The organism is Sutterella sp. (assembly GCF_052272535.1).
Lineage (GTDB): Bacteria > Pseudomonadota > Gammaproteobacteria > Burkholderiales > Burkholderiaceae_F > Sutterella.
In genome coordinates this window covers 1-11,489 of the sequence record NZ_DAVZJY010000053.1, presented here as the reverse complement: position 1 = coordinate 11,489, position 11,489 = coordinate 1, and the positions used below count along the sequence as shown (strand labels likewise).

The following is an 11,489-nucleotide window of genomic DNA, read 5'->3' as shown; positions in this document are numbered from 1 at the left end:
CCGCTCCCTCCGAAGATCCTCTCCTGTTAGGGATCGGCTAACCCGGAGTTTGGGTAGGGATCGGCTAACCCGGAGTTTGGGTTAAGCGCAAAGAAGCCGCCCGAAGCGCCGGAATGAACTGGCCCTTCGAGCGGCTTCTTCGCTTCCCCGGAAGGGGCGCGCGGCCCCCTCCGGCGCAGACGGGACGGTCAGGCGAGGGTCGCGACCATCAGCGCCTTGATCGTGTGCATGCGGTTGCCGGCCTGCTCGAAGACGATCGAGGCGGGCGACTCGAAGACCTCCTCGGTCACTTCGACGCCCTGCGCGAGCTCGGGATGCGCCTCAACCACCTTGGCGCCCACCTTCGTCTCGGTGTTGTGGTAGGCGGGCAAGCAGTGCATGAAGCGCACATTGGGGTTGCCGGAGGCGGCCATCAGTTCGGCGTTCACCTGGTAGGGCTTCAGGAGGCGGATGCGCTCGGCCCAGACCTCGGCGGGCTCGCCCATCGAGACCCAGATGTCCGTGTGGATGAAGTCCACGCCCTTGACGGCTTCGACCGGATCCTCGGTGATCGTGATCTTCGCGCCCGAGGCGGCGGCGAGCTCCTCGCAGAGCGCGATGAGCTCGGCCGAGGGCCAGCATTCCTTGGGCGCGCCGATGCGCACGTCCATGCCCATCTTGGCGCCGATCATGAGGAGCGAGTTCCCCGTGTTGAAGCGCGCGTCGCCCATGTAGGCGAACGAAATGTCCTTCCAGGCCTTGCCGCTCGCCTCCTTCATCGTCATCAGGTCGCAGAGCATCTGCGTCGGATGCCACTCGTCGGTGAGTCCGTTGTAGACGGGCACACCCGCATAGGCAGCGAGCTCCTCAACGACCTTCTGCGAGAAGCCGCGGTATTCGATCGCGTCGTACATCTGCCCGAGCACGCGGGCCGTGTCCTTGATGCTCTCCTTGTGGCCGATCTGCGACGAAGAGGGTTCGAAGAAGGTCGTGCCGGCGCCCTGGTCGTGGGCGGCGACCTCAAAGGACGCACGGGTGCGCGTACTCGTCTTCTCAAAGACGAGGGCGATGTTCTTGCCGACGAGGCGTCGCGGTTCGTTGCCCAGACGCTTCGCCTTCTTGAGGTCGATCGCGAGGTCGACGAGGTAGTCGATCTCGGCGGGCGTGTGGTGAACGAGCGAGAGAAGGCTGCGGCCGCGAAGATTCATCGGCATAGGTGTGCTCCATGTGGTTTGGGTACGGCTACGGATCCGGAGTCTGCCGCAGAAGGCGGGACTCCCGGAATCCGTTTGCGGAGCATTGTAGGAGGGAGGCCGCGCCCTTCACGGCGCTTCATCTAAGCACTTTCTCCTAGCCTCCGTGACGGCCTCCAAACACTTAACACATTGTTTTTATTATGTTTCCAATGGTCGACCATTGGCGTTCAATGACAAATCAAAGGCGTCAAATGACACGCTGCGGGTGCGGGCGGCGCCGACCGCTCACTCTTCGTCGGAAAGAATGGGCTTGGCGGGGCGCTTCGCGCGGGCCGTGAGGTGCAGCGGCTGCTGGCGCTGACGCGCGAGCACCTGATTGCGGAGCTTTTCGCCGACGCCGAGCCGTTCTATCTGCAGGTCCACGAGGGCGCGCACCCACAGCGCACCGCCGATCGCACGCAGAAATTCAAGCTGCTCCCGGGAGAGGCGCAGCACGACGGTGGTGGACAGAACGTCCTCCTTGCGGCGCGGCCCCTTCTTGGGGCGCGCGTAGCGCACGGCCTTCTCCTTCAGAGGCCGCCGGGCGGCGACCTCAAGGAAGCGTTCGGCAAGCGAAGGGGCCTCTGCGGCCCCTTCCTTCGGGGCGGCGGCGGACTCCGCTGCGGGCTTGTCCGCTTCCGGCGTCTGGTTGAGATGGTCGTTGTGCATGGCTGGCGTCTCCGCGAGAAAGAGTTGTGCTAATCATAGCCCGCGCGGGAGGAGGTCCGCCCGCCGCAGGCGCCCCGTGCAGCGGAACGGAATTCCTCCGGGACTTCATCGCGAGAAGGACAGGCAGATTCGGGTAGCATGCCCTTCCGCCACATTCCACGATCCCCTCCCATGACCATCGAAAAGCATTCCGCCCGTCTTTGGCGAAACGACATCACGGGCCTGCGCGCCCTCGCCGTTCTGCCCGTCCTCGTCTACCACGCCTTCCCTGAACTCATTCCTGGGGGCTTCTTCGGTGTGGACGTCTTCTTCGTGATCTCCGGCTACTTGATCTCGGGGATCATCTTCCGCGGACTCGCGGCGGGCACATTCAGCTACCGCATCTTCTACGAGAAGCGCATCCGGCGCATCATCCCGAACCTCGTGTTGCTGCTGCTCGCCGTTGCCGCGGTCGGCTGGTTTGTGCTGCTGCCCGATGAATTCAGAAATCTCGCCAAGCACATCTACTCGAGCGCCGCCTTCATCGAGAACTTCAGGCTTTTGCGCGAACTCGGCTACTTCACGGAGGACGCGCTCAGAAAGCCACTCCTGCACCTCTGGAGCCTCGCGATCGAGGAGCAGTTCTACATCGCGTTCCCGATTCTCTGCGCGCTCGTCTGGCGGCTTTCGCGCTCGGCGAAGCGCCTCGGGATTCTGGTGGGTCTCATCACGGCGGGGGCGCTCGCCGCCTGCCTCGCCGCCTCCGACAAGAACTTCGCCTTCTACTTTCCGCTCACGCGCTTCTGGGAGCTGGGCGCCGGCATCGTCCTCGCCCATGCGGAGACTTTCGGCGGGTGGAGCGCAGAACGTCTGGATTCTAGCGTGCGCAACGCCCTCTCTCTCGGCGGCCTCGCCGGCATCGTGCTCCCGATGGCGCTCTACGGAAACGCCGCGGCGCATCCGGGCGCCGTCACGCTCCTCCCGGTCCTGGGCGCCGTCGCCCTCATCGCCGCCGCACCGGGAGCGGTCGTGAACTGCACGCTCCTCTCCTGGCGGCCGATGACCTACGTCGGGCTCATCAGCTACTCGCTCTACCTCTGGCACTGGCCGCTCCTCTCCTACCTCTTCATCTACTACCCGCACCCGTCGGCGGGCGTGCTGGCCGGTGCGCTCGCACTCTCCTTCCTCATCGCCTCGCTCGTCTACTTCCTTGTGGAGAATCCCCTGCGCCGCTCTGCGCATCCGAGGACCGTCTCCATCGCGCTTCTTGCTGCGCTCGCACTTGCATTCGGGATGGGCTGGGCGATTAAGGTGTTCAATGGGTTCCCGAAGCGCGACCAACTCGACGCGCCCGTCATGGCCGTGCGGGCGGACCACGAATGGGCTCCCTACAATGCTGCGCCCGAAGTCAGCGCGGAGGGCATCACGCTCCGGACGGAGACCCCGGGCGACTTCCCCGCGGTGTTCTTCTTCGGCGACTCCCACTGCGCCGAGTACTACCTCCGAGCAGAGCGGCTCGCCGCCCAATACGGCGTCCCTGCGGCGATGTTCGCGCAGTCGGGGAAGTTCCTCTTTTCGCGCAGCGATTGGCCCAAGGAATTCCGCGCGCTCTCGAAGCTCATCGCGGACCCGCGCCTCAAGACGCTCGTGGTCGCCAGCATGTGGGGGACCAAGACAGAGGATCCGCTCTTCGCCGACCAACTCAAAGACCTGCGCGCGGCCGTCAAGGCCCGCGGGAACCTGAAGCTCTTCGTGCTCCTTGACTACCCGTGGACGCCCTCGGTGGACGGGCGCCAGGGCGACTTCGATCCGCTGCGCCACTATGACCGCAGCGACTTCAAGGCGTCCGACTTCATCGTGCCCCTCCCGAAGGAGGAGAACTGGAGACGGGGCAACGACCTCGTGCAGCGCGTTCTCGGCGACGTCGCGGAGTTCATCGACCCGACGCCCTTCGTCTGCCCGAACGGGATGTGCAACCTCCTCAAGTGGTACAAGGACGACGACCACCTGCAGGTGCGGCGGATTGAGAAAGAAGGCGTCTGGCTCGACCGGATTTTTGAGGATGCGGCGGGACGCCTGGCGGAACACCGCGCCGTCCCGGCCTCCAGCGCTGTGGCACACTGATGCTCCTTCCATTGAATTCACTCAAGGTGCCCTCAGCATGACCCGGCTGCGCTTTGCTTCCTGGAACGTCAACTCCCTCAAGGTCCGCCTCCCGCAGGTGCTCGACTGGCTCGCGCTCTCGGGCGCGGACGCCCTCGTGATGCAGGAGACGAAGATGACCGACGACGTCTTTCCCGCGGCCGCCTTCAACGCGGCGGGCTTCGACGTCGTCTTCACCGGGCAGAAGACCTACAACGGCGTCGCGCTCGCCGTGAAGCGCTCAGTCCTCCGCGCGCCCGAGGTGGTGGAGCTCGGGCTCCCGGGCTACCCAGACGCGCAGAAGCGCTTCGTCTCGGCGCTCCTCACGCCCGTCGCCGGAGACGACCCCATCCGCTTCTGCGGGGGCTACTTCCCGAACGGTCAGGAGGTGGGGTCGAACAAGTACCTCTACAAGCTCGACTGGATCTCCGTCCTCACGCGGCACCTGAAGGCCCTGCTCGCAGAGAACCCCCGCCTCATCCTCGGGGGCGACTTCAACATCGCGCCCGCCGACGCCGACGTCTGGAACCCCGCCGCCTGGGAGGGGAGGATTCTCTGCTCGGCGCCGGAGCGCGCCGCGCTCTCGCGCCTCCTGTCGCTTGGGCTCTGCGACAGCTTCCGGCTCTTCGAGCAGCCCGCCGCCACGTTCTCGTGGTGGGACTACCGCCAGAGCGGCTTTGAGAAGAACCACGGCCTCCGGATCGACCTGCTTCTCGTCTCCGACGCCCTTGCGGGCGCCGTGAGAAACGCGGCCGTGGACGCCCGTCCACGCGCCAACGCGCAGCCCTCAGACCACGCTCCCGTCACGGTCGACCTTGAATACTGAGGAGCCCGACGATGATCAACCACAAGCCCCGGCTGCGCTTCGGCATTCCCGGCGATTATCTCCCCTTCGGCATCATCGACGAGGGGTGCCCCGCGGGCTTCGTCGGACATGACATCGACCTCGCCGAGGCGCTCTGCCGCGAGGCGGGGCTCGCCCCCGTCTTCGTGCTCACGAGTTGGCCCACGCTCTTCACGGATCTCGAGGCGGGGCGCTTCGACGTCGCCGCGGGCGGCGTCTCGTGGCTCCCCGAGCGCGCCCGGCGCGCCGACGACCTGCCGCGCTACGCGCCCTTCGCGAAGGTGGCGCTCATCAGAAAGGCCGACGAAGGGCGCTTCCTGACGCCGGAGGACCTCAACCAACCCGACGTCCGCGTGATCAAGAATCCGGGCGGCACGAACGAGCAGTTCGTCGACCGCCGCCTCACGCGCTGCCAGGTGACCACCGTCCCCGACAACGCCTCGATCCCCGCACGCATCGCCTCCGAAGTGGGCGACGTGATGATCACCGACTCCTTCGAGGCGCGCTGGTACGCCGCGCGCGACGTGCGCCTCACGCTCGCGATGAACGGGCGCGCGCTCACGCCCGAAGCCTGGAAGACGATGCTCGTGCGCCGGGGCGCCCGCAGGCCCGCGGCGCCGGGCGAACCCTCGGGGCGCTCGGAGCCTCTCGCGCCGCTCCTCTTCTCCGCCTGGGGCCGAATCGAGCGTGCGGGCGTGCTCGACGCGCTCGCCAAGAAGTGGCTCGGCGCCTGAGTCCAGTACCTCTGCGAATTTCCCCTAAGCCGTCCGACCTAGACGCGCTGAGGCGCCGCAAGCGTGCGCCGGATCCCTTCTTCCGCGCCTGCGCGCACCATTTGCGGGCATGGTGTAATTAGCTCCACGAGTCTCGCATTCCCTCGTTGTTTGCACGGCTCGGACCAGATATTTCAAGCCTTTCGCATGCTGCGGAAGGCATTTTTGCACCTCATAGGAGCAGCAGTCATGCAGCGTCGCACAATGTTGGGCGCCATCGGAGCGGTGGCACTCACGAGCGCCACCTACTTTCCGATCACTTCACAGGCCGCGGCACTGAAGGGCGAGGGCGGCAATCCGATCCGCATCGTCGTTCCGTACCCGCCGGGAGGCCCGCTCGACGTTTCCGCGCGCGCCATCGCCGACGCCGTTCAGTCCGTCCTCGGCACCGTCGTCGTTGAGAACCGTCCCGGCGCGGGCGGCAACATCGGCATGAGCTACGTCTCGCACGCCCGTCCCGACGGCCACACCCTCGTGATGGGCGCCGTCGCCACCCTCGGCATCAACCCCTCGCTCTACAAGAAGCTCCCCTACGATCCCGAGAAGGGCTTCAAGCCCGTCACGATGGTGGCGACCGCGACGAACGTCCTCGTGATCACCCCGGCCTTCTCCGAGAAGACCGGCATCAAGTCCGTGACGGACCTCATCGCCTACGCCAAGAAGAACCCCGGCAAGCTCAACTACGCCTCGGGCGGCAACGGCTCGGCGGGCCACATGGCGGGCGAGCTCCTCAAGAACAAGGCCGGCATCGACATGGTCCACATCCCGTTCGCGGGCGCCGCGCCGGCGCTCCTCTCGGTGATTTCGGGCCAGACCGACCTGATCTTCGACAACCTCGCCTCGGCTTCGGCCAACATCAAGGCAGGCAAGCTGATCGCGCTCGCCGTCACCTCGAAGGAGCGCACGCCGCTTCTGCCCGACGCCCCGACGATGATCGAGTCCGGGGTCCCGGACTTCGACATCTACACCTGGTTCGGCCTTCTCGTGCCCGGCGCCACGTCCGATGAGAACGTGAAGACCCTCAACGAGGCGATCACCGCGGCCCTGAAGGACCCGGCGATGGACAAGAAGTTCCGCGCCTTCGGCGCGCTCCCCGCCCCCGACACGCCCGCCGAATTCAAGGCGCTCATCGACGAAGAGGCGGCGAAGTACAAGGTCCTCGTGAAGCTCGCGGGCGCGCGCGTCGACTGACGCTCTCCGGCCTGCCGGCGCAGGCTCCCTCTCTGGAGGCCCTGCGCCCGCTCCCACAGCCCCTCCCCTCCGGCTCTGCCTCTGCTGCAGAGCCGTTTGCGTTTTCTTCGGCGTGGGGCGCCGCTCCCGCGATGGGGCGGAAGAAGTCATAATCCACCGACTTCGAGCGGCCGCCCCCGGAACGCTCGGAAGACGACCATACCAAGACCAAAACCTCCCCGCCCGCCGCCCGCAGCGGCGGAGCGGGAAAAAATACAAATGATCAAGAACCAGAAGGACTTCGCCGCCGGGCTCTTCTACATCGCGATCGGGCTCTTCGGCGCCACGACCCTCGGTGAAAACGAAGTCGGCACGCTCGCGCGCATGGGACCGGGCTACTTTCCGCTCATCATCTCCTCGGGCCTGATGCTCACGGGCCTCGCCATCGTCGTGAAGGCGCTCATCCATACGCCCGCGGCGCACGAACTCTCCCGCATTGAACTAGGCTCCCCAAAGGCGCCCATCCTCGTTCTCGGCAGCGTCGCGCTCTACGCCGCGACGCTCCTCACGCTGGGGTTCGCGCTCTCGATCGCCCTCATGGTGGTGTTCTCCTCCCTCGCGCACCCGCTCTTCCGCCTGAGGGACGCCCTCATTTCGGCCGTGATCCTCACGACCCTCTCGGCGCTTCTCTTCATCGGCGGCCTCGGACTCATCGTCCCACTCTGGCCCGTCTTCCTCTAAAGGCCCGGTCATGGAACTCCTCAATCACCTCTGGATCGGCCTCGAGAGCGCCGTGAGCCTCACGAACCTGCTCTACTGCTTCGTGGGCGTCTCCTTGGGCACCCTCGTGGGGGTGCTCCCCGGCATGGGACCGGTCGCGACCGTCGCGATGCTGCTCCCGATCACCTACGCGCTCGACCCGTCCACCGCGCTCATCATGTTGGCGGGCATCTACTACGGCGCGCAGTACGGCGGTTCCACGACCGCCATTCTCGTCAACATCCCGGGCGAAGCGGCCGCGGTCGTCACCTGCATCGACGGTCACAAGCTCGCCAAGGCGGGACGTGCGGGCGCCGCGTTGGGCATCGCCGCGATCGGCAGCTTCATCGCGGGGTGCTTCGCGACGGTGCTGATCGCCGCCTTCGCCGAACCCCTCACGCTCGTCGCCTTCGAGTTCGGCCCGCGCGAATACTTCAGCCTCATGGTGCTCGGCCTCGTGGGCGCGGTGGTGCTCGCGAGCGGTTCGCTCCTGAAGGCGGTCGGCATGATCCTGATCGGCATCCTCCTCGGATGCGTCGGCATGGACGTCAACTCCGGGGCGCTTCGCTACGTCTTCGGCGTGGACGAGCTCATGGACGGCCTCGACTTCGTCGCGCTCTCGATGGGCGTCTACGGCTTCGCCGAGATCATCCGCAACCTCGAGACCTTGGGCGGCCGCGAAGCGGACCCCACCCCCGTCGGCCGCGTTCTGCCCTCGAGGGCCGACCTGAAGGCGAGCGCGGGTCCGATCGCCCGCGGCACGATTCTGGGCTCGCTCCTCGGCATCCTGCCGGGCGGCGGCGCGCTCCTCTCGTCCTTCGCCTCCTACACGCTCGAGAAGAAGCTCGCGGGCGCGAAGGCCTCCCCGGCCTTCGGCGAAGGCAACATCCGCGGCGTCGCGGGTCCCGAGTCGGCGAACAACGCCGGCGCCCAGACGAGCTTCATCCCGATGCTCACGCTCGGCATTCCCTCGAACGCCGTGATGGCCCTGATGATCGGCGCGCTCATGCTCCACGACATTGCGCCCGGCCCCCAGGTGATGACCACGAACCCGTCGCTCTTCTGGGGCCTCATCGTCTCGATGTGGATCGGCAACGTCTTCCTCATCATCCTCAACATCCCGCTGATCGGCGTCTGGGTGCGGCTGCTGCGCGTGCCCTACCGGCTCCTCTACCCGGCGATCCTCGTCTTCTGCGCGATCGGCGTCTACTCGATCAACAACAACCCCTTCGACATCTGGATCACGATCGGGTTCGGCGTCTTCGGGTGGATCGTCAACAAGTTCGGCTGCGAGTGCGCGCCCCTGATCCTCGGCTTCATCCTCGGGCCCATGCTCGAAGAAAACATGCGCCGCGCGCTCCTGCTCTCCCGCGGCGACCTCACGACCTTCTTGACGGGGCCGATCTCGGGCTCGATCCTCGCGGTCTCCGCGCTCCTGCTCCTCCTCGTCATCCTCCCCTCGGTGCGCTCGGGGCGTGAGAAGGCGTTCGTGGAGGACTGACGCACCGTCGGCCGACGGCATCATCCCTGCGGCGGGCGCCGCGGTCTTTCCCTCTTAGACCCGCGCCTGCGCCGTCGGCGGTTGTGGGGTAGTTGACCGTCGGGCCGCACGCAGCCGCTCAACCCAAAGGGCGGCGGCCTCCCGGTCGGGGTCCACCACCGCGTCGGCGGCGGGGAGCGCAAGCTCCGGAGCTTGGAGAAGCGCCTCGGCTTCGAGTACGGGAAGCTTCACGCCGGCGAAACGCCCGGGCGGGAGCGTCTGCACACCGAGCTCGTCGGGAGGCAGCGCCGGGAAGGCGCTCTCCCAGGCGACGAGCGGAACGAGGAGGCCGCCGGCGCGCCCCACGATTACGGGAAGCGCCGTCTTCTCCTCCGCTTCCCCCCTGCGCTCGGGCGCGAGGAGCACGAGCACCTCCGCGGCCCAGAGGCGCTTGGCGCGCAGCCGGTCGCGGATCCAGAAGAGGGGCCAAAGGACGAAGAGCACCCAGAAGGGCAAGGTGAGGATGAGCGCCACCGCAGTCCAGGTTCCCGCAAGGGTTCCCGAGAAGGTGACGGCGGCGCCGAAGACCGCCCACAGCCACCAGGCGAGCCAGAAGCGCCGCCGGCGCGCGGCCGGAACGGGCGTCTCGACGAGCCGTTCGGTGAGTTCGAGCGTGTTGACGACTTCTTCACTCATGGCATCATCTCCCCCGCTTCATGCGCTTCACCCGCGCCTCGGAATTCCTTGAGGACGCGGGCGCGCAGCTGTCCGCAGCCGCCGTCCACGTCCTGCGCGGCCGAGTCGCGCAGCGTCGCGACGACGCCCGCAGACCGCAGCCGGCGCACGAGCTCCGCGGCGTGCTCCCGTTCGGGACGCCGGTAGGGGCTCCCCTCCACGGCGTTCACCGGAATGAAGTTCACCATCGCATAGTGGCCGGCGAGAAGCCGTCCCAACGCGTCGATCTCGTCCAAGCCGTCGTTGACGTCCTTCATCAGGGTCCATTCGTACTGCACGGGATAGCCCGACGTCCGCCCCCAGGCCTCGGCCGCGGCGACGAGGTCCGCGACCTTCATGCGGCAGCCGCGCGGCAGCAGGCGCGAGCGCTTTTCGTCGTCCACCGTATGGAGCGACAGAGCGAGCGCCGGGCGCACGTCGGAGGCGTTCAGCTCGTCGAAGAGCCTGGGGTCGCCCACCGTCGAAATCACGAGGTCCTTGTGGCCGAAGGCGCCGTATTGGGCGAGAAACCGCACGGCCGAAAGCACGTTCCTGAGGTTGTGCGAAGGCTCGCCCATGCCCATGAAAACCACCTTCTTCGTTGCGGGACGAAGCCGGCGCGCCGTCGCCGCCTGCGCGACGATCTCGAGGTCGGTGAGCTGGCGCACCAGGCCGCCCCGGCCCGTCATGCAGAAGACGCACCCGACGGCGCACCCCATCTGCGTCGAGACGCAGACGCCCCGACGGGGAAGCAGCACCGACTCGACCGTCTGCCCGTCGCCCAGGGTGACGAGGAGCCGCTCGCTCTCCGGGTCGCCGCCCGGGTGGCGCGAGCGGATGCGCGCCGCAGCCTCGAGCGCCTGTCGGATCTGCGCCAGGGCGTCGAGGACGCGCTTCGGGGGGAGCGGCCGCCTGCCCGAAGAGAACGCCTCCTGATCGGGCCAGGGCGCGAGCCCGAGCCACGCGCGGTAGACGAGCCGCTTGTGGCCCGCCTTGGCGCCGAGGAGCTCGAGCCGGCGCTCGAGGTCGGCGAGCGTCTTGAGGGGCGTCTGAGACGGGGCGGCGTCGGGAACGTCTTGGGCGCCGCCGGGCGCCGGAAGAGTCGGGGATGGTGGGGTCATGCAGGGTGGGCGAGAGGCAGAAAAGGCAAACGCCTGCATGATGCCACAGGCGCCCGAGCGCATCAGCATCGGGCGAATCCGCGCCCTGCCGCCGGCCCCAGGCGCTTTTGCCCCTTCAGAGGAGCTCCTCGCGCTCGAAGAGCAGGCGGAGCGCCCGCGCGACCTCGTCGTTCAGCTCCGCGCGGTGCGTGCGCCGCGGCAGCGGCACTCCCGCCATGAGCGTGCGCTCCCAGCGCTGCCCGAGAATGCGCAGGCGCCCGGACGAAAGCCGGAAGGCGGGCTCGAGGGGGCGTCCGAGCGCAGGCGCGAACCGCCCGATCATTTCGGGGTCGTTCGCGGCGTCAAGGAGCTGACTCGAGAGAAAGAGGACGAGGAGCGGCCGGCGGCGCAGGAGCTCTTCGGCGAGCCGCCCGCCCTCGCGGACCGCGTCGCGCACGACGTGGCGGTCGCGGGGCCGCCCGTCCCAATGTTCGGGCCAGGTGAAGATCGAGAAGCGCTTCGCGCTCTTCTGCACGGGGAATCCAGCAGCGGCGAGCCACCGCAACGCCTGCGGGATGCATTCGCCGCGGTCCACGCGGGCGGCGGTGACGACGCCGCGCGCGCGGGTGATCCGCGCGAGCGCGG

11 protein-coding genes are annotated in these 11,489 nt (G+C 67.6%); 6 read left to right on the top strand and 5 right to left on the bottom strand.

Features of this window, described 5'->3' with window-relative positions:
* Positions 1-188: 188 nt before the first annotated feature.
* Both ACT6Y9_RS04375 and ACT6Y9_RS04370 read right to left on the bottom strand, forming a co-directional pair.
* Positions 189-1,193, bottom strand: a complete 1,005-nt coding sequence (locus ACT6Y9_RS04375) for an ornithine carbamoyltransferase (protein ID WP_295480268.1) — start codon at positions 1,191-1,193, stop codon at positions 189-191.
* Between the two features lie 267 nt (positions 1,194-1,460).
* Positions 1,461-1,883 (bottom strand): hypothetical protein, encoded by a 423-nt coding sequence (locus ACT6Y9_RS04370; protein WP_443743629.1) that lies wholly within the window; start codon positions 1,881-1,883, stop codon positions 1,461-1,463.
* A 171-nt stretch (positions 1,884-2,054) separates the two neighbouring features.
* Between ACT6Y9_RS04370 and ACT6Y9_RS04365 the strand changes: the two genes are divergently transcribed.
* The 6 genes from ACT6Y9_RS04365 to ACT6Y9_RS04340 all read left to right on the top strand — a co-directional run bounded on the left by ACT6Y9_RS04365 (position 2,055) and on the right by ACT6Y9_RS04340 (position 9,051).
* Positions 2,055-3,986 carry an acyltransferase family protein gene (locus tag ACT6Y9_RS04365; protein ID WP_443743628.1) on the top strand — a complete coding sequence of 644 codons (1,932 nt, stop codon included), beginning with the start codon at positions 2,055-2,057 and terminating at the stop codon, positions 3,984-3,986.
* A gap of 37 nt (positions 3,987-4,023) precedes the next feature.
* Positions 4,024-4,830 (top strand): exodeoxyribonuclease III, encoded by an 807-nt coding sequence (gene xth, locus ACT6Y9_RS04360; RefSeq protein WP_443743627.1) that lies wholly within the window; start codon positions 4,024-4,026, stop codon positions 4,828-4,830.
* Between the two features lie 11 nt (positions 4,831-4,841).
* Complete coding sequence (locus ACT6Y9_RS04355) at positions 4,842-5,582, top strand: transporter substrate-binding domain-containing protein (protein ID WP_443743626.1); 741 nt, start codon at positions 4,842-4,844, stop codon at positions 5,580-5,582.
* A gap of 228 nt (positions 5,583-5,810) precedes the next feature.
* Entirely contained in the window at positions 5,811-6,812 is a 1,002-nt protein-coding gene (locus ACT6Y9_RS04350) for a Bug family tripartite tricarboxylate transporter substrate binding protein (RefSeq protein WP_295480276.1), read from the top strand.
* A 258-nt stretch (positions 6,813-7,070) separates the two neighbouring features.
* A complete protein-coding gene (locus tag ACT6Y9_RS04345; protein ID WP_295480278.1) occupies positions 7,071-7,532 on the top strand; it encodes a tripartite tricarboxylate transporter TctB family protein in 462 nt (153 codons plus the stop codon).
* 10 nt (positions 7,533-7,542) lie between these two features.
* Positions 7,543-9,051: a tripartite tricarboxylate transporter permease gene (locus tag ACT6Y9_RS04340; protein ID WP_443743625.1), complete on the top strand. Its 1,509-nt coding sequence runs from the start codon at positions 7,543-7,545 to the stop codon at positions 9,049-9,051.
* A 54-nt stretch (positions 9,052-9,105) separates the two neighbouring features.
* Here ACT6Y9_RS04340 and ACT6Y9_RS04335 read toward each other — a convergent pair whose 3' ends face one another.
* From ACT6Y9_RS04335 to ACT6Y9_RS04325, 3 genes are all read right to left on the bottom strand, one after another.
* Positions 9,106-9,726 carry a hypothetical protein gene (locus ACT6Y9_RS04335; RefSeq protein ID WP_443743624.1) on the bottom strand — a complete coding sequence of 207 codons (621 nt, stop codon included), beginning with the start codon at positions 9,724-9,726 and terminating at the stop codon, positions 9,106-9,108.
* Positions 9,723-10,865, bottom strand: a complete 1,143-nt coding sequence (locus ACT6Y9_RS04330; protein ID WP_443743623.1) for an RNA methyltransferase — start codon at positions 10,863-10,865, stop codon at positions 9,723-9,725. The genes ACT6Y9_RS04335 and ACT6Y9_RS04330 overlap by 4 nt, the downstream gene beginning before the upstream one ends.
* A gap of 115 nt (positions 10,866-10,980) precedes the next feature.
* Positions 10,981-11,489: hypothetical protein (locus tag ACT6Y9_RS04325; protein ID WP_443743622.1), on the bottom strand; the 509-nt coding region annotated here is incomplete at its 5' end.

What these genes read in the sequence shown, in the direction of transcription:
- ACT6Y9_RS04375 (WP_295480268.1), bottom strand. Translation starts at nt 1,193, where the DNA reads ATGCCGATGAATCTTCGCGGCCGCAGCCTTCTCTCGCTCGTTCACCAC.
- ACT6Y9_RS04370 (WP_443743629.1), bottom strand. Translation starts at nt 1,883, where the DNA reads ATGCACAACGACCATCTCAACCAGACGCCGGAAGCGGACAAGCCCGCA.
- ACT6Y9_RS04365 (WP_443743628.1), top strand. Translation starts at nt 2,055, where the DNA reads ATGACCATCGAAAAGCATTCCGCCCGTCTTTGGCGAAACGACATCACG.
- xth (WP_443743627.1), top strand. Translation starts at nt 4,024, where the DNA reads ATGACCCGGCTGCGCTTTGCTTCCTGGAACGTCAACTCCCTCAAGGTC.
- ACT6Y9_RS04355 (WP_443743626.1), top strand. Translation starts at nt 4,842, where the DNA reads ATGATCAACCACAAGCCCCGGCTGCGCTTCGGCATTCCCGGCGATTAT.
- ACT6Y9_RS04350 (WP_295480276.1), top strand. Translation starts at nt 5,811, where the DNA reads ATGCAGCGTCGCACAATGTTGGGCGCCATCGGAGCGGTGGCACTCACG.
- ACT6Y9_RS04345 (WP_295480278.1), top strand. Translation starts at nt 7,071, where the DNA reads ATGATCAAGAACCAGAAGGACTTCGCCGCCGGGCTCTTCTACATCGCG.
- ACT6Y9_RS04340 (WP_443743625.1), top strand. Translation starts at nt 7,543, where the DNA reads ATGGAACTCCTCAATCACCTCTGGATCGGCCTCGAGAGCGCCGTGAGC.
- ACT6Y9_RS04335 (WP_443743624.1), bottom strand. Translation starts at nt 9,726, where the DNA reads ATGAGTGAAGAAGTCGTCAACACGCTCGAACTCACCGAACGGCTCGTC.
- ACT6Y9_RS04330 (WP_443743623.1), bottom strand. Translation starts at nt 10,865, where the DNA reads ATGACCCCACCATCCCCGACTCTTCCGGCGCCCGGCGGCGCCCAAGAC.